Origin of the sequence: Mesorhizobium sp. BR1-1-3 (assembly GCF_020165455.1) — a bacterium.
Classification (GTDB): domain Bacteria; phylum Pseudomonadota; class Alphaproteobacteria; order Rhizobiales; family Rhizobiaceae; genus Mesorhizobium; species Mesorhizobium ciceri.
Map to the genome: position 1 here is coordinate 375,445 of NZ_JAIUIC010000006.1, position 17,591 is coordinate 393,035.

Annotated in this window: 15 protein-coding genes; 7 read left to right on the forward strand and 8 right to left on the reverse strand. The window is 61.2% G+C overall.

From position 1 onward, the window contains the following. The first annotated feature begins 79 nt into the window (after nt 1-79). The 4 genes from LB559_RS16700 to LB559_RS16715 are packed head-to-tail and all read left to right on the forward strand — an operon-like array spanning nt 80 to nt 5,184. Complete coding sequence (locus tag LB559_RS16700) at nt 80-1,249, forward strand: acyltransferase family protein (RefSeq protein ID WP_127369751.1); 1,170 nt, start codon at nt 80-82, stop codon at nt 1,247-1,249. Further along, entirely contained in the window at nt 1,246-2,352 is a 1,107-nt protein-coding gene (locus LB559_RS16705) for a glycosyltransferase family 2 protein (protein ID WP_224621217.1), read from the forward strand. The genes LB559_RS16700 and LB559_RS16705 overlap by 4 nt, the downstream gene beginning before the upstream one ends. 3 nt (nt 2,353-2,355) lie before the next feature. Continuing rightward, nucleotides 2,356-3,390, forward strand: coding sequence for a glycosyltransferase family 2 protein (locus LB559_RS16710; protein WP_224621218.1), 1,035 nt, complete (start codon nt 2,356-2,358; stop codon nt 3,388-3,390). A 9-nt stretch (nt 3,391-3,399) separates the two neighbouring features. Next, nucleotides 3,400-5,184 (forward strand): ABC transporter ATP-binding protein, encoded by a 1,785-nt coding sequence (locus LB559_RS16715; RefSeq protein ID WP_224674531.1) that lies wholly within the window; start codon nt 3,400-3,402, stop codon nt 5,182-5,184. 282 nt (nt 5,185-5,466) lie between these two features. Here LB559_RS16715 and LB559_RS16720 read toward each other — a convergent pair whose 3' ends face one another. The 4 genes from LB559_RS16720 to minC all read right to left on the reverse strand — a co-directional run bounded on the left by LB559_RS16720 (nt 5,467) and on the right by minC (nt 9,254). Next, entirely contained in the window at nt 5,467-6,933 is a 1,467-nt protein-coding gene (locus tag LB559_RS16720) for a hypothetical protein (protein ID WP_224674532.1), read from the reverse strand. A gap of 371 nt (nt 6,934-7,304) precedes the next feature. After that, complete coding sequence (minE, locus tag LB559_RS16725; protein WP_024501686.1) at nt 7,305-7,577, reverse strand: cell division topological specificity factor MinE; 273 nt, start codon at nt 7,575-7,577, stop codon at nt 7,305-7,307. Then, complete coding sequence (gene minD / locus LB559_RS16730) at nt 7,574-8,389, reverse strand: septum site-determining protein MinD (protein ID WP_024501687.1); 816 nt, start codon at nt 8,387-8,389, stop codon at nt 7,574-7,576. The genes minE and minD overlap by 4 nt, the downstream gene beginning before the upstream one ends. A gap of 64 nt (nt 8,390-8,453) precedes the next feature. Next, nucleotides 8,454-9,254 carry a septum site-determining protein MinC gene (gene minC / locus LB559_RS16735; protein ID WP_127369379.1) on the reverse strand — a complete coding sequence of 267 codons (801 nt, stop codon included), beginning with the start codon at nt 9,252-9,254 and terminating at the stop codon, nt 8,454-8,456. A 738-nt stretch (nt 9,255-9,992) separates the two neighbouring features. Here minC and LB559_RS16740 point away from each other — a divergent pair. Next, a complete protein-coding gene (locus LB559_RS16740; protein ID WP_224674533.1) occupies nt 9,993-13,484 on the forward strand; it encodes a P-loop NTPase fold protein in 3,492 nt (1,163 codons plus the stop codon). Between the two features lie 188 nt (nt 13,485-13,672). Here LB559_RS16740 and LB559_RS16745 read toward each other — a convergent pair whose 3' ends face one another. After that, nucleotides 13,673-13,897 (reverse strand): hypothetical protein, encoded by a 225-nt coding sequence (locus LB559_RS16745; RefSeq protein ID WP_411970059.1) that lies wholly within the window; start codon nt 13,895-13,897, stop codon nt 13,673-13,675. A gap of 152 nt (nt 13,898-14,049) precedes the next feature. On the opposite strand from LB559_RS16745, the gene LB559_RS16750 reads away from it, so the two are divergent. Then, complete coding sequence (locus tag LB559_RS16750) at nt 14,050-14,469, forward strand: VOC family protein (protein WP_224674534.1); 420 nt, start codon at nt 14,050-14,052, stop codon at nt 14,467-14,469. A 114-nt stretch (nt 14,470-14,583) separates the two neighbouring features. Next, a complete protein-coding gene (locus LB559_RS16755; RefSeq protein WP_224674535.1) occupies nt 14,584-15,534 on the forward strand; it encodes a DMT family transporter in 951 nt (316 codons plus the stop codon). A gap of 83 nt (nt 15,535-15,617) precedes the next feature. Here the strand turns inward: LB559_RS16755 and LB559_RS16760 are convergent, their stop codons facing one another. The 3 genes from LB559_RS16760 to LB559_RS16770 all read right to left on the reverse strand — a co-directional run bounded on the left by LB559_RS16760 (nt 15,618) and on the right by LB559_RS16770 (nt 17,446). Beyond that, nucleotides 15,618-15,767 (reverse strand): hypothetical protein, encoded by a 150-nt coding sequence (locus LB559_RS16760; RefSeq protein ID WP_086081318.1) that lies wholly within the window; start codon nt 15,765-15,767, stop codon nt 15,618-15,620. A 631-nt stretch (nt 15,768-16,398) separates the two neighbouring features. Continuing rightward, nucleotides 16,399-16,740, reverse strand: coding sequence for a DUF2934 domain-containing protein (locus LB559_RS16765; protein WP_024501694.1), 342 nt, complete (start codon nt 16,738-16,740; stop codon nt 16,399-16,401). Nucleotides 16,741-16,837: 97 nt separating this feature from the next. Beyond that, nucleotides 16,838-17,446, reverse strand: a complete 609-nt coding sequence (locus LB559_RS16770; protein WP_224674536.1) for a BA14K family protein — start codon at nt 17,444-17,446, stop codon at nt 16,838-16,840. Nucleotides 17,447-17,591: the final 145 nt, after the last annotated feature.

Here is a 17,591-nt window from a genome sequence, read left to right on the forward strand (position 1 = left end):
GTCTCGTCCGCCTTGGCCTGCCGCTCGAAACGGCCGGCTGGCGGCTTGGTCGCGGCCATCACGCTGGCGGATGCCGCTGATGGGAAGCGCACGCGACATCCAACTGGATGCGTTGAGAGCCATCGCCGTGACGATGGTGTTGTATTCCCATTTCTTCGCCGCGGGAGGATCTTCATTCTGGGGCCATATCGGCGTGCGGCTGTTCTTCGTGCTGAGCGGCTTCCTGATCACGCGCCTGCTCCTGGAAGCGCGTTCGGCCGCCGAATTCGAGACCGGTCCCGCGCTGCGATCCTTCTATATCAGGCGAGGCTTGCGGATATTTCCACCCTATTTCGCCGTCCTGGGTTTCGTCTGGCTGGTCGACCTGGACCAATCCAGGGGATCGCTGGTCTGGCATGCGCTTTACCTGTCGAATTTCTGGTATGCGCTGCGCAATGACTGGAACCCTTGGGTGCTGTGCCATTTCTGGAGCTTGAGCATCGAGGAGCAGTTCTATCTTGCCTGGCCGCTGGTCGTCCTGCTGGCCCCGCGCCGCCGCTTCGAACAGATCTGCATCGGCGTCATCGCGCTGTCGCTGGCCTATCGCTTTTACTGGCCGCTCACCGCCAACACGGCGCTGGCGCGCGACCTGCTGCCGCCGGCATCCATGGATGCGCTGGCGACGGGCGCGCTGCTTGCCTGCTGGCGATCCAGGGGCGCGGCCCTGCCGCACTGGATGCGGCTCAGCTGGCCTGCCTTCGCGGCCGCATTCCTTGTCATCGAGTGGTTTGTGCCTGCGCCCGCCGATCCGATGCTCGAATGGACCCATTGGCTGGTGCGGCAAGTCCTGCCGCTGGTGCCGCTGATGGTCATCGTCGCAGCCTGTTCGCGCGGCCTTGGCGGCACTTTGGGAAAGCTTGCCGAACTGCCGCCGCTGCTTGGCCTCGGCCGCATCAGCTACGGCGTCTATCTCTATCATCCGATATTGCTGTCGCTCGCCGTCAAGGCGCAACCCTGGATTCCGCTCAACGTCTCGGAGCAAGGGCCAGGGCGTTTCCTGGTTGCGAGCGCCGCCACGATTGTCGCGGCCTCGATTTCCTGGGTGGTTTTCGAGAGGCCGCTCAACAGCCTGAAGCGCCACTTCCCCTATGTCGCGCGCACCCGCTCCGCACAGGGCAGCCATGGCGGCTGGCTCGCGACGGCGGCTGGCGGATCGCCCGATGGCCGCACACCGGCGCTCGAACTCCAACGCACGGATGCCAGACGATGACCGCCGCACCGCTCGTCTCCGTCCTGTTGCCGGTCTACAATGCCGGTCCCTATCTCGCCGCCGCGCTGGGAAGCATCCTGCGGCAGGATCACAGTCGCCTGGAGATCATCGCGATCGATGACGGTTCGACCGACAATTCGCTCGAGATACTCGAGCGATGCCAAAAGGCCGACAGCCGCATTTCAATCATCTCGCGCGAAAACCGTGGCCTTGTCGCGACGCTCAACGAAGGGCTGGCGATCGCCCGGGGCGAACTGGTCGCGCGGATGGACGCCGACGACGTCGCCTATCCCTGGCGTTTGTCGCGCCAGGTGGCGCTGTTCGAGCGGCGGCCCGAACTGGGCTTCTGCGGCGCCGGCGTCGACATGTTGATCCGCGGCCGCATCGCCAGGGGCAGGCCCGATCCGGTCTTCCAGTTCGGCCGCATCCCTGTATTGGCGATGTTCTTCACGATCTTCATGCACCCGACGGTCGTCTATAACAGGAAGGTCATCGACGACAGCGTTCTCCACTACGACCAGGCCTACCGGCATGCCGAGGACTTCGATCTTTTCAGGCGGCTGGCCGGCCGTTACCCGGCAGCCATGATGCCCGAAAACCTGGTCGTCTACCGCGTCCATGAGGCAAGCGTGACGAGCCGGCACGTCAAGGAGATGCGCAGGACGCATTTGCGGATCGTGGCTGAGAACCTCGAGCGCGAGGGCCTGGCGCAGGCCACGCGGGACCTGCGCGACATTGGCGATGCGGTCAGCCACGGCACCGTCGCCCGTGCGGCCGACTTCATCGTCGCGCTGGAGGAGGAGATCCGGTCGCTGCCGGCGGCGACGCGGCCGAGCTTCGAGGCCGGCGCGCTGAACCTGTTCTATTTCCTCTACCAGCTCGTCGCCGACGAAAAGCAGCCCGCGCTGACGCATGAATTGCTGACGCGCACTGCGAAATGGAACGTCATCCGGCGCCGCGAACAATATGCGCTGCGGCCCGGCGCCTGGGCGCCCTGGCTCAGCCGCGCCTCGCTGTCGGCCGCCAGGCAAGCCGATGCCATGGCATACTTCTTCAAATCCGCGCCCGCCGCGGCGGTTCTGGCACCTTATCAGGCGGGCTGAGGCATGATCGTCAAAGCCAACCAACCCCTGCAGCGCGATCGTTCGACGGCGCTTGGCCCCGCCCCGGCCGGTCCCCGCCCGGAACGAGCGGCGCCGGAAGTCAGCTTCATCATCTGCACGCGCAACCGCGTCGCCGTGCTCGATGCCTGCATCAAGTCGGTGCAAGCCGCATGCCGCGCACATGCCGGCTTCGCCGCCGAACTCGTGGTCGTCGACAACGGTTCGAGCGACCGCACGGCCGAACGCCTGGCCAGCATCGCGGCTGCGTCGGACATTCCGTTCACGCCCGTTTGCGAGCCGCGCCCCGGATTGGCGGCTGCGCGCAACGCCGGGCTGAGGCGCGCGCGCGGCCGTGTGCTGGTCTTCGTCGACGACGACTGCGCGCTCCATCGCGACTATCTGCGCGATCTGGAGCGACACTATGCGTCCGGGGAACAATGGCTCATCCGGGGCGGCCGTGTCGAGCTTGGCGATGCCAGGGATTTGCCGTTCACCATCAAGCGGTCGTGGGCGCGCGAGCGGCTGACGCCAGATGTTCATCCCGGCGGTTTCGTGCTGGGCTGCAACATGACGATGCACCGCGATGTAGCGGCCCGCATCGGCTATTTCGACGAACGCTTCGGCGCCGGCGGACCATTGCGGTCGGCCGAGGATACCGATTACCTCGTGCGCGCGATGCTGCTCGGCATCGCGGTCGAGTATGTGCCTGACATGACGATTTTCCACCATCACGGCCGGCGGGATCGCAAAGCCATCGAAAAGCTGCATCGCGACTACAGCCTGGGCAATGGCGGGCTCTGCCTGAAGCATGTTCGCCACGCGCCCTGGCTGCTTCGCCATTTCTACTGGGCCGCAAGAGGGGCTTTCAGGGAATTGGCGGGAGGACCCGCCTTCGATCGTGAACTCAACCTGCCGCACTGGCCGATCGTCGCCATGAATTTGCTCGGCGCGGCCAGGTTCGCGGTTCTCCTGCTGGTCAGACGGCCGCGAGCCGAACCGGTGCGCCAAGATCAACAAGCCAATGCCCAGGCGAGGTGAAACGCTGTAATGCCAATGCTGCCGCCAAACCTGCCGATGCTGTTCCGGGCGTTCGGAAAGCGGCAACTGCGCCTGCTTCCGGCGGTGGTGATTCTCGGCCTGGTCAGCGCCGTCCTCGAAGGGTTCGGCATCGGCCTGATCATCCCGTTGCTGGGCATCATCATGGGACACGGGGATGCCGCCGGAATGGCAGGCTTCTCCGCCGTCCTCCAGCACGTCGGATCGGGCTTGAGCGAGCGCGACCGGCTGATCGTCATTTCGGCCGCCATCCTCGGCTCGATCATCCTGAAGAACGTCTTCGCCTTCGCCAACACGCTGCTGACGACCTTCATCTCCGGCAAGGCAAGCCATTCCATCCGCAGCGCCCTGTCGGAGCAGCTGTTGCGGGTCGGCTACCCGTTCTTCCTGCGGCAGAACCCAGGACGCCTGCTCAACATCATCTCCAACGAATCCTGGCGGGCTTCCGATGCGATCCAGATCATGCTGTCGGCCATCGTCAGCGCATCGGCCGCCATCATCCTCCTGGCTTTCCTGCTGCTGCTTTCGTGGCGCATGACGCTTTTGGTCACGCTCGGACTGGCGCTCGTCCAGATCGCGCACGCCATCCTCTCAGCCAATCTGAAGGAGCCAAGCCGCAGCGTCGCCTCGCGCAACGGCCACCTCGCCTCGCAGATGCTTCACCTTGTGCATGCCGGACGGCTGATCCGCATCTTCGGACAGGAGAACCGGGAAAAAGCGATATTCGACACGGCGTCGGATGCGGTTCGCCGCGCCTCCTTCGCGCTGCTGGTGCGCCAGGGAGCGCTGCCGCCGCTGACGGAGGTTCTCCACGCCATGCTGTTCCTGGCGGTGGTGATCGGCGCCTGGCTGGCGCAGGTGAGTTTCCCGCTGATCATCGCCTTCGTCATCCTGCTCTACAGGCTGCAGCCGCATATGCGGGCCCTGCAGGGGTCGTGGAGCCAGATGCAAGGCCTGAGCGGATCGCTTGAGGAGGTGACTTGGCTGCTGGATCCCGCAGGCAAGCCGCAACCGCCGCAAGGCGACGGGCCATTCCACGGCCTGCGCCAGGGCATCAAGTTCGACGATGTGACATTCACCTATTCCGGCACGGACCGGCGCGAGGTGGTGCTGCACGCGGCGGCATTCGAGATCCGCGGTGGCCGCTCGACGGCGCTGATCGGCCGCTCGGGCGCCGGCAAGACGACGATCGTCAATCTCCTGTGCCGCTTCGTCGAACCGGACACCGGCAGCATCCTCGTCGATGGATCGCCGCTCGACCGGATCGACGCCAGCCAGTGGCGCCGGCACATCGCCCTGGCCAGCCAGGAACTGGAACTGGTCGACGGCAGCATTTTTGAAAACATAATCTACGGCCAGGATGCCGCGACAGCCAGCGATGCCGAGGCCGCCGCAAGACTGGCCGAAGCGCATGAATTCATCGAAAGGCTGCCTCAGGGCTACGAGACCCTGGTTGGCTACAGGGGCGTCAATCTGTCGGCGGGACAGAGGCAGCGCATCGCCTTGGCGAGAGCCCTGGTGCGCGATCCCGATCTCCTCATCCTGGACGAGGCCACCAATGCCGTGGACGGGCTGTCGGAAGCGGCCATCGTCGAGACCCTGAAGTCGAGAGCCGGCCGCCGCACGACCATCGTCATCAGCCATCACCACAGCACCATCTCGTTCTGCGACGACGTGGTCATCCTGAGCGGCGGCCGCGTGAAAAAGCAGGCCCCTTTCGGCGCCCTGGCCTCGCTCAGCATGGACGAGCTTTACCAGCACGAACCGCTCGACTGAGAAGGCGCCGGGCCGGCCCGCGATCTTATCCTGGGCGTGTCTGCAGCCTCCGGCCGGCGGGTCGTCGCAAGGGTTCGAATCACAAGCCAGGGGAATTGCCGCTGGCACCTTCCGTGATCGCACCAATGCCGTGCGGGACCGAGGCGCGCTACCTTGTCTGTGCGGCGGACCTGTCGATCCGCCTGGCCGGTGCCCCATTGGACTTACTCTCCGGGTGAGGTGCCGGCCTCCTATGCACAAACAAAGACCTGGTAGCCTGAACCCCTTCAGGCGCGACACGCTTCAGGTGGCGGCGCCGACATTCCTGCGCATGCGCCGCCTGCCCGTCGTCCGTGCTTTCTTCGCCATCGCCCCGGCCATCTCGACCACGCCGTCCTCGCGCGGCCTGCCATTGGTGGCCTTGTGGAGCCGCTCATAGGGCAGCAGTTCCTTGATCCGGGCATTGAGCGAGGCGATTTCGGCCTTGAGGTCCTCGCACTCCTGCCTCTGCACGTCGAACTGTATCTGTTCGGACGCCTGTTGCAGCGTCAGCTGAGAAAGGTTGGCGTTCACCTTGGAAAGACTCATCTTGTCGCTTTCGCTCTCCTGGCTCAGCGCGGACAATCTTTCATCGGCGATCTTCTTTTCGGCCAGGGCATCGTTCAGTTCGCTCTTGAGCCTGGCGATCTCGCCCGCGGCTTCGCTGTTTTCGCTCGACACCTGCTCCAGCCGCGATTGCAGGTTCTGGATCTCCGAGCTCAACCCGCGCATTTCCGCCTGGCTGCGAGCCAGCTCGGCTTCCTTGTCGCCTTCCATCATGCGGGCCGCTTCGGTCGTTTCCGACAGTTTCGCCTGTGCCGCCTCGAGCGACTTCTGCAGCCGCATCTCCTCTTTCTCGCTCTTGCCGAGCGCCGCCAGCAGCTCCGCCAGCCGCGCTGCTTCGGTGGCATGGACCGCCGACAGCTCGTCGAGCCGGTGGCGCGCCTGCGATTCCCGCTTCAGCGCCTTGTCGAGTTCGATCGACAGGTTGACGTGCTTTTCGCGCAGCATCTTGCTTTCGCGCAAGCGCCTGTTGGCCTCGACCGTCCTGGCGGTCAGCCGCTTGGCGATGTCGCCGAACTCCGCTTCGCGTTTGGCGCTCGCATTGGCTGTCTCGACGAGTTCCAGCCTGACCGCGGCAAGTGCCGCACGAAGCGTCTCCCGGTCCTGGACCAGGCTTGTCTCGCGCTGCTGCAGCGCTTCGAACGCGCCGTCACGCTCGCGCAGCTTTCTCGTCGCATCGTGCAGCTTTTCCGACAGCGCCCTCTGTTCGGCGGCCAGGGCGGCATTGGCGACCTCCAGCTCGTTGGCGCGCAGGATGTCGCTGTGCAGGATGTTGAGGAATTCGCGCGTCAGATGGTGTGAGGTGCCGATCTCCGACAGCTTGTCGTTGATCTCCTCCAGATAGTCCCTGGCGTCGTGGAAGAGTCCCTCGAAGGCGCTCAATGCAGCCAGCCGGGTCTGTGTATGGGCGGTCAGTCTTGGCGCGGTTTCGGAACTGTCCGCAGCGCCCGCATCCTCGGCATTCCCGGCATTGTCGTCATTTGCCGCATCGGCCTGGGGTGGCCCGTCATCGGATGCCGCCTGGGCATCCGGCACATCGTCGCTCTCTGGCGGCGCCAGGTCGTCGGCGTCGAGACTTGCATCCAGCGCGTCCGCCAAATCGATCTGCAGGTCCTGGATTGCTTTATCCACGTCTTCAGCACGCTTGATCAGGCCTCTGAAGTTCATCACCAAACTCCCCTTACGCATACCTCGCTTAGAACTTAACAAATTGCTAATATATCCTTACATCCGCTGCTTGCGCAGGGGAAGCCCCGTCGGCACAAAGGTAAATTTGGGACATTTTAGGGGTTTGGATGGCGCGAGCGATGCGGTGCGAGGGTGCGATGCCGGTTCTGCCGGCGGGACAGCGCCCCCCCCTGTCCTGCCGGACATCTCCCCCCACATGGGGGGAGATTGGACGTCATGCGGGCTTTCGCCAATCGCCAACGTTGCAAGAAGACCTGAAGCGCAGAAATTGCCAATCTCCCCACTTGTGGGGGAGATGTCCGGCAGGACAGAGGGGGGCGCGAAGGATCGCGGCTCCCCCTAACTTGCCCTCACCCCGCCATGGCCAGCGGCACGGCGCTCTTGTTGGGGATCTGGATGTCGATCTCCAGCGTCGACATGGTCTCGCCGCGATCCATCGAGACCTGCAGATAATCCTGGTCGATCTGCACATGCTTGGCGATGACGGCCATGATCTCCTCGCGCAGGATGGAGACGAGGTCGGGCTGGCTGCGGTTGCGGCGCTCATAGGCGAGCAGCACTTGCAGCCGCTCGCGCGCCACCGGGGCGCTGGAGCGCCGCTTGAAGATGTCGAGCAGGTTCATGCCGCCCTCCTTCCCAAAAGACGATCGAGGAAGCCCTTGCGCTCGAAGGGCACGATGACGGGCAATTCCTCGCCCTCCAGCCGCCTGGCAGCGTCGATATAGGCCTTGGCAGCAGTGTTGAGCGGCTCCGACAGCGTCACCGGCGAACCGAGGTTGGAGGCGCGCAGCACATCCTGGCTTTCCGGAATGATGCCGAGCAGCGGCACCGACAGGATTTCCAGCACGTCGTCGATGGACAGCATCTCGCCGCGCGAGGCGCGGGCGGCATCGTAGCGCGTCACCAGCACATGCTTGGCGATCTGCTCGCCCTGCTCGGCCCGCAAGGTGCGGGCATCGAGCAGGCCGATGATGCGATCGGAATCGCGCACCGACGACACTTCCGGATTGGTGACGATGACCGCCTCGTCGGCAAAGCGCATGGCGAGCTGCGCGCCGCGCTCGATGCCGGCCGGGCTGTCGCAGAACACATAGTCGAACACCGAGCGCAGCTTGTCGATGACTTCGCCGACGCCTTCTTCGGTCAGCGCATCCTTGTCGCGCGTCTGCGAGGCCGGCAGCAGGAACAGCGTCTCGACCCGCTTGTCACGGATCAGCGCCTGCGAGAGTTTCGCCTGGCCCTGGATGACGTTGACGAGGTCGAACACCACGCGCCGCTCAGCGCCCATGATCAGGTCGAGGTTGCGCAGGCCGACGTCGAAGTCGACGAGCGCCACCTTCTTGCCGGTCTTGGCCACGGCCGCCCCGAGGGCCGCCGTCGAGGTCGTCTTGCCGACGCCCCCCTTGCCCGAGGTGACCACCACTACCTTGCCCATTGAAAAGCCTCCGTTGTTGTTTTCTTGGTCGAGCGGCCCGGCCGCCCCAATATCGAAACGAATGTCAGCTCAGCGTCGAAACCCGCAACGCGTCGCCGTCGAGAAACGCCTGCACCGGCTTGCCGCGCGAAACGCCTTCCATCTCCTCGGCGGTGACATACCAGCCGTCGACCGCCAGAAGCTCGGCCTCGTTCTTGCGGCAGAAGATGCGCGCGCCCCTGTTGCCGAGCGCACCCGCCGAAGCGCGCCCGCGCAGCGTGCCGTAGACATGGATCGAGCCCGCCGCGATGATCTCCGAGCCGGAAGCGACAGAACCCAGCACGATGACATCGCCATGCGGATGCACGATCGCCTGGCCCGAACGAATCGGCGCCTTGATCATCAGCGTGCCCGAAGCTTCAACCTGCGGCTCGCTATCGCCCGCCTTGCTTGCGTCAGCCTTGCCGACGCTGTCCTTGTCCGGGCCGGCTTCAGGCGCCCCGCTCTCGGCCTTGCCCTCTCCGGAAACATCCTCCCGCGCCCTGCGGGGCAGCAGGCCATCCGTCGTCGCCTCCTTGGCGCCGACCAGCACCGGCGGCAGGTTGGGCTCGAGTGCGGTGTGGCCGTCGAGCTCGATGGCGTAGATACGGATGCCGCGATGGCCAAGCACGCCGACCAGCGATTCGATCGCCGCGACATCGGGCTTCAAAGTGTTGAGATCAAGCACCACCGGCCGCCCGGCAAAATAGCCCGGCGAGTTGCCGATCCAGTGATCCAGCCCCTCCAGCCACACGTCCAAAGGCGCCTCCGGCGTCAATGTGAAAGCGACGAAAGAGCGGGCACGAAAGCGGATGGATTTGGCCTCGAGGGGGGCGGCAAAGGTCACGGCTGGCGAATCCTTACTGACAGGTAAACGCTAGCGAGGGAATGGTTAACGAATGGTTAATGCGAGGGGTGGAGAGCGCGCCGAAACGATGGGTTCCTGACAGCCGCCGGGTGCTTGCGGCAAGGATGCTCGACCGCTTCGCGACCGCTTGGGAAGCCCCGCAAGGTACGACTTGACGCGACCTTCCCCTGTCACCAGCAACGCCATTTACAACCCCAGCGGCCGGTCAAGTGCGACGGATATTAGCGCCATTTGTCAAAAATAGTCGTGTATGACGCTGTGCCGAATACTTGTGCAATGTCACGCACCGCGCAATGTTATCGACGGGTGGGTTTTATTGAAAAGTGGGGGAATAGTGAAACGTACTGTTTTGACAATATCGGTGCTGGCCAGTCTCGCGGGATGTGCCACACCGCCGGACAGGATATTGGGAATTCCAAATTCGGGCCCCTGTACCCAAGCCGACAGAGAGCGTCTTGCCGTCATATCAAACCAGCAGAACAAAGCTGCGACCGGAGATGCCCTGGGGGTGTTCCTGATTGGTGTGCCGGTCGCATCCATGTCCGGAGGTGACCACGAGGCTGAGATCGCCATTCTCAAGGGGCGTTGCGGTCCGCCGAAGACGTAGATGCTGTCAAACCGGGTAGCCGGGTGAATTGCCGATAGCGATCGAGGCCTATCACTTAGTTACCGAAAGGGCACCTTAGCGTCAGAACGAAGACAGCGAAAGATCCGGTAATGAGCAAGCCTGATATCCGCCGAAATATTCTCCTCGATGAGCCATCTGAGGAAGATTTATTTCATGGCCAAGGTCACGACAGAACGGCTTCGGCTTTGGCTTCAGCAATACGAAATTTCAAGGATGCCGATCGCGCAATAGGACTAGACGGGCCGTGGGGGAGCGGAAAATCGAGCGTTGTTGGAATTGCTGAGCGAAAACTCCATCAGTCAAATGGCAATGGCAAAATCAATTTCTCATTTTTCGCGTTTGATATATGGAAATCACAAGGATCTGCATTTCGGCGATCCTTCTTGGAGCACTTCATATCATGGGCAAAAATTGAATTTCCAAAAAAGCTGAGCAAGCTGGATATTCTTGAGAACAAAATCCGCGGAAAGATACGAGAGGTCGATACCGATAACAATCTAATATTAGATTGGTACGGAATCGGAGTTCTTTTGTCAGTGCCTTTTATTCCAATATATGTGCTTTGGAGCAAATCAACGTTTGATGAGTTGACAAAAAATCAACACCAAGAGGAATACCTTTATTCCGCTCCGATGATCTTTGTCTATGGCTTTCTGATTGTCACGTTTGCCGTTGCCATCCTAAAATATCGGACGAACGTCACGGAAGGAACGACTGTATGGGCACGGTTTCGTTTTGCACTCTCTCGAACGCTCCTGATCGGCGCCAAACAGTATGAACATCAAAAAGTTACACAATATATTAGGGAGACAGACCCAAACGATTTTGAATTTCAATCTATCCTTCGAGAGATACTTACCACAATACAAGATAAACACAATAAAGTCGTTATGGTTCTGGACAACATTGATCGACTTCCGCCAAACGAAATAGCCGAATATTGGGCGCTAGTTCGGTCGATCTTTTCCCGAACACATTCTGAGGCTCCGGCAACGACCAATAATCATATTACTGCAATTGTGCCATATGATCGCAGACTGATAGAACCTGCCGCTTCGTCAGAAGCATCTGATAAACCCGAAAACTCAAATTCATCTCTTAAATCAAAGGAAATTTTCGCAAAAACTTTTGACGAAATTCTCACTGTTGCCCCTCCAGTCATGTCAAATACTCGAGATTTCTTCAAAGATAAGATGGCACAGTCGCTCCCCGATTTGAGTGATGAGGACGCGCTTTTCCGCGTGTATCTTATATTTAATTGGATAATAGATGCGGGCGGCGGGCGTGCGACTCCGCGCCAGGTCATATCGTACATCAATGAATTGACAGGGCTCTACGTTCTCCATGGCGGACAGATCGGAGCGCCTACAGTTGCCGTGTATCTGGCGGTGCAGGACAAACTGGAAAATAGGCCATCCGCACTAGCAAACGAAAACCTCGTAGACGAGCACCTTAAATCCCTGGCCGGAGACAAGAACTTAGAAAAAAACCTCGCAGCAATCCTATTTAACGTCGAGCCTGAGCTAGCGTTCCAGATACTCCTAGATGGGGAAATCAAGAGCGCGGCAATTGCAGAATCTTCAAATAGGCTGATCGATCTTTCCAAAGCGCCAGGCTTTGATGTGCGCCTTAACGAAGTTTTTTCCGACAATACCAACGAGTGGAGCAGCGGCGGACGCTTCAGCATTGTGGTCAGCAACGTTTGCGATCTTCTTGCAAATTATAGTGGCGAGGCGGCACTCCATCTGAATAAATCTCTGGTGGAATCTTTTTGCAATATTCCCTCTCTAATTGTGGGCCGAGAGACGGCGCTCTATCAAAAATTGATCGGTGTTTGTCTCCCAAGTGACCGCCAACGTGTTGCCGATCATTTTCTTGACGCTGCGTCTGTTGGGGTCGTAGGAGCCGCCAGCCTCGATCAATCCAAGGGCCGACAATTTGTGAGATTCTTATCTGACATTTCGAAAGCAATGCAGGAAGCTGGTGTTAGTTTGCCTGACGTTTCGTTGAAGAAGGTAACTTTGCCATCGAATCCTCTATTTCTATTTGGCTTCGCGGCGGAAGCGCAAACCACTTCAATCAGGATGACCAAGGTTGCGAAATTCTCGATCGACCTCTCATCGCATGCCGACCTCTTGGAGACACTGGCAGTCGACCAAACTGCTGACAGCTTGCCTGCTTTTGCGGGTTTCAAAACTGCCTCAATAGTCTCAGACGAGCAGTGGATAAGCATCGCCACCCATTTGATATCGTCGCTAGTGGCCGAGAAACTGGAAGACGGGACAGCGATCACAGATCGCGTATCTCTGCTTAGCAAGGTTTTTTCTTATACGGGAATCACTAAAAGCAAGAGCATCGACCTGTCTTCGCTGTTCAGTAGCTCGACATTTTACGAAAACCTTTTCCTCGCGTTCTCGGAAAAGCTGGACGATGAGGGAGTAGCCCACGCAGCGTTCTTAGCTTCCGACTTGTATCTGGGAGGCGGCATGCCGTCCCCCGTCCGAGCCGCCGCAAACGGCCTAAAAATCGCCAGCGCGCAGGACGAGTTCGCCTGGTTTGGTCAGATGTTGGATGGATCTGTCGGACTAACGCTAGAGCAGCACACAATTGTCGCGGAGCAAGCCGTGGCCACCTTCCGTCTACCTCGCTGGGTAGCCTTCGGAAGCGCCAATCCCGGCAATACATTTGTCACCGCCGTGATCCGAGCAGCATTCTCAAGAGACAGAGCACCGTGGATCAGCGTCAGTGATCTATTCAAACATTATCAATACCTGAAACAGGTGCTCGGCGCAGCTTTCGGTGGCTCGCTACCAAAATTGGGGGCACTAATCGAATCCAATGCCTTGGCGAAGCTTGGGACCGAATCCTACCCGCCCGAAATCTTGATGGACACACGAAATTTGTCAGATCACGAATGGAAGGCCGTCCATGTTGGCGCGACTGCGTTGCTGGATGGCGTTCCAAAAGCCGAATGGTTAGACCATCTGGTGTCGGGTGACAGCTTTGCACACCTCTTGTTCCAGAAGGCAAAATCATCGGGCTATATGCCAGAATCAACCGCTCTGAAGGACTCATTCGTTCAATTTATTCTCGGTGTTCTTGATGGCTCAATCGCCCCCGCGCACGTGGCTATAGAATATGACTCAGTGATGAACACTGTCGACGCAGGTTATCATCTTGAACTCTTGAAATTCGTCCGTGAACGCGTCGATGGAGTAACAGCTGAAACTATCGGTCTTGCGTCACGCTTGGCTCCTCAATTGCTGTCAAAAGTGGTGCGTATTGGCGAGAAGACCAAAAGGGAGAAGGAGAATCTTGTTCGTCAAATCTTGCGCCCAGCGTTGGAGGGCGGGGTAACCCCTGTTCTAGATTCCTTCCTTGAACTAGGGCGCAAGTCTGTCGCTGACTTTATTCGGTCATCTGATAAGAGCACGCAGGACACCCTAGAACCCGCTCTGAGACTATTCTCAAGAACTAGCGACCAGGAGTACGTCCGCAAGATTACTGAGCTCGTCCAAGGAAGAAAAGCGAAGACTTGGTTAGACGTCCTATTCGGTACAAAAGATGGTGATGAGAACTAAGCTGAAGGCTTCGTTCAACGCGGATGGCTGTCATTACAGGTAGCACGACCACCTCCCCTCGCTTCTCCGTCGCCTCTCGCGTGTCAAACGTCCCCAAGTTCCGCCGTTTCCCGCTCTTCTCGGCCTTCTTGCGTGAATAGAGGCGGCATTTTCCGCCTTTCAGTTTCCGGATCATCTGGCTCCCTTGGCTAGGATTTGGCCCCAATCAGAACCGCCGCTTGCCCTTGAGGTCCGCGCGGCTGCCCATCCTGTCGATCAGCGCCTGCACCTCGTCGCCCGATGCCGATGCGCACTACCAGCGCCTCGACCTCAAGCACGTCGGTGCTGGCGATCTCGCCGGGCAGCGCATTGTCTGCCGTCAGCGGCAGGGCGGCTTCCCGGTCGATCTCCATCGCGCCTGGTGCCAGTGGCACTCGCGAAAAGCGGGCACCCATAGTGAACGCGTGCGTCGGCAACCGCTGCGCTGGCGATTCAAAAAGTTGAGATGCGGTGTCGGATCCGCGGGCGCTCAACCGTCTTACAGCAGACGCCTGTACTGCCATCTCGACAATCAAAGGAATGATCGATGAGCAAGAAGATTTTCGTGAGCCTGCCGGTGACCGACGTGAAGGCATCCAAGGCGTTCTATGAATCGCTCGGGTTCAAGAACAATCCCAGGTTCACCAGTGAGGCGGCGGCGGGGATGGTGTGGAGCGACCACATCAATTTCATGCTGCTCAGCCGTGAAAAATGGCAGACCATGACCACGCGCCCCATCCCGCCATCGACGTCCAGCGAGGTCATGCTGGCGCTGTCCCTGGACAGCCGCGAGGCGGTCGATGCGATGGCCACTGCTGCTGCCGCGAACGGTGGCACCGCCGACATCAATCCAATCGAAGATCATGGGTTCATGTATACACGCGACCTCGCTGATCCCGATGGCCATGCCGTGGGCGCGATGTGGATGGACGTTTCCGCAATGCCTTCCGGCGACAAGGCGGACTGACCTCGTTTTCACGATCGGCCGAGCAGCTTCCTTCTCGCCTTTCAAAACGGATGCACGACCTAGCGACACAGGCTATATTCCCCCGTCTGGCCGAGGTCATCGAAGGGGTATGACATGCAGGCAATGCCGATAGCGCATCAAGCCGCGCAACCCGTGCGCCCCATATCCTCCCTGGCCGGCTACCCGGCTGCCGTCCTGTGCTGGCTGCTTTCGGCTGGTGTCTACATCGCGGCCAAATGGGTGGCGCCTGAAATGCCGCCCTGGGGCCTCTGCTTCTGGCGGCTGACGCTTGCCTGCGCCATCCTGCTGCCGATCGTGCACCGTCATCACGACGCGATGATCGGGCTTTTGCGAACGCGCGCCGTGGAGGTCGTCGCCGTGGGGGCGATCGGCCTGACGCTGTGCCAGGGTATGATCTACCACGGCCTCAACCACACCGACGCCACCACGGCCGGCATCATCATGGCGCTGTCGCCTGTCATGACGATGGTGCTCGCCCGTTTCGTGCTTGGCGAGCCGCTCGGCCTGTGGAAGTCGCTTGGCGCGCTGGTTGCGCTTGCCGGGATGATTTTCATCGTTGCCCACGGCAACCTGACGGCGCTGCTGCAGCTCAAGGTCAACGCGGGCGAACTGTGGATCGTCGGCAGCGCGTTCTGCTGGGGCCTCTACACCGTGCTTTTGCGCCGTGCCAAATTCGGCATCGAGCTCCTGCCGATGGTCGTGCTGCTGCTCGGCGCCGGTGCGCTGGTCGCCTTGCCTTTCCATTTGTGGGAATTGTTCAACGACGAACGCTCCGCCATGAACGTCCACAGCCTTCTCGCGCTCGCCTATCTGGCAGGCCCCGGCGGCGCCCTGATGTACTATCTCTACAACAAAAGCGTGCAAACGCTGGGTGCTAGCCGGGCAAGCATGCTGCTCTACCTGCAGACGGTGTTCGTGGCCGTGCTCGCCTATCTGCTGCTCGGCGAGGGCTTGCACGATTACGACCTGATCGGTGCGGCCTTCATCGTCGCCGGCATCGTCCTTGCCACCGTGGTCAGGCCAGCTCAACCACGCGTGGCGTAGACATCTTGCGGGTGACGGCTGTATTCAGCGCCGGCCGCATTGGCGTTTGGCGGGTTACCATCGCGACAGCCATAGGCCGCCTCTCAATGCCGCTTGAAATACTGCACCTCCTTCTCGTGCTTCTCCGCCGCCTCGCGCGTATCGAACGTTCCGAGGTTGCGCCGCTTGCCGGTCTTGTCGTCCTTCTTGCGCGAATACAGCCGGTATTTGCCGTCCTTGAGTTTTCGGATCATCTCGCTCTCCCTGGCTAGGATTGGCCCTGATCAAGGTTTCCGCTTGCCGGGCGGCCCGGCCTGCCGACCTGCGCCTGCGCCTCGTCGCCATGCTCATTCCCCGGTTGTGTCAGGGCTCAACGCCGTTCCGATCCAAATGATCCACCCGTTCGAAGGCGGCACTCTGCGGCGCCCCCCTCTGGCCTGCCGGCCATCTCCCCCACAAGTGGGGAGATTGGCAGCTTTGGCGTCGGCGCTTTCTGGCAACGTCGAAATTCGGCGAGCGCCGGCCAAAACGCAAAAACCCGCCTGGGCGGCGGGTCACTGGCGCAACTCAGCACCATAGGCAAAAATGTAGCATAGCTGCCCTCACCCCGTCAAGAAAAAATTCCTATCCATCGACGCAAGCTGCCTGCCGGCGGCCACCAAGGCCAGCGGCGCAATTGCGGCGGAGGGGACATTCCAACGCAGCAAATTCAGATCCAACTTGACGGAACATTAGCCAAAGCTAATTGTTAGTGGATGCGGCAGGTGGTGCCCTCCATCGCCTGCCGAAGATCGGCCCTCCGATCGGCCCGCGTCCTCCGCCAGAGGCGCGGGCTTTTCGTGCCGATCAGCCGTCGCAGCCTAGCCGGCATTTTTCGTCCTCCGACTATTTCGCCAGTCCCTCATCGGGGTTTCGCCGCCCTTTGGCCTTGAGGCTGCGCGCGGCTTGCTCGACCGCGGCGCGGTCGTTGCCCAGGCGGTCGAGCAGTTCCTGTGCCTCGTCGCCGGAGATGCCGGTGCGCACCGCCAGCGCCTCGACCTCCAGCACGTCGGAGCTGGCGATCTCGCCGGTTTGCGCATCGTCCGCCGTCAGCGGCAGGGCTCCCTCGCGGTCGATCTCGGCCTCGGCCTGGTGCCAGTGCCGCTCGGGGTCGCCCTGCATGCGGCCTTCCCGTTCCCAGATCTGGTAGGCGCGCTCACGAATTCTGTCGTCCCGGTCGTCGCTCATGGTCAGTCCTCCTTGGGGTCAGGGTTGAACGCCGCGCCAATGCGGACGCTCCGGAAAATCCGCGCGATCGGATCGCCATGCCGGCGGCGCGCGGGGGCTACTGGCATTGCCGTCTCGGGCCGCCGGAATAGGGCTGGTAGGAGTTGTCTTCCGGGCGGTAGGAGCGGTAACGGCTGAAGCAGGAATCGACATGGTCGGCCGAAAGCGCTTCGCCGTCATCGTCGGCAAGGTAGATGCCAAGGCCAGCGCCGTTTTCCCCGCCATCGCCGGCGGCCGGCTGGCCGGCCTGACCGGCGGCTTCGAGATAGGGCGAGATGCAGGGGCGCAGCTGCCCGCTGTAGGACAGATAGCTGTTGTCGTCCGGATGGTAGGAGCGATAGCGGCTGGCGCACCAGGCGAGATGCGGACGCGGCAGGTCGGCTGCCTTGGGCGCGATGGCGCCGGTGACCGTCGGGTCGGGCGGTGTTTCCGGCGGTTTGGCGGGGATGTCGGGCGGCGCCGGCTGGGCGGCCGGCAGGCGTTCGAGGCCCTGCCCGGCTTTGTTCACCGGCCGCGCCTTCTTGGTCCACAGCTCCGCCACGCTGACGGTGGCCGTTGCCTGGCGCGGCGGCTTTGCGGCAAGCAGCCAGGCGGCGAAGCCCAGTCCGCTGCCGAAGACCGCAAGGGTCAGCACGAAGCCGCAGACCAGTCCCAAAACCGCTTTCACGACACGCTCCTTCAGTCCCTGCTCATAGAATGCGGGGCCTCAAGGCTGGTTCCAGAAAAACGCCGGCGCGCGCGCCGGCGTTGCCGCCGGGCGCAGCCGCCAAGGGAGGCTCAAAACCCCGCCCAGACACAGTTCAGAAACAATA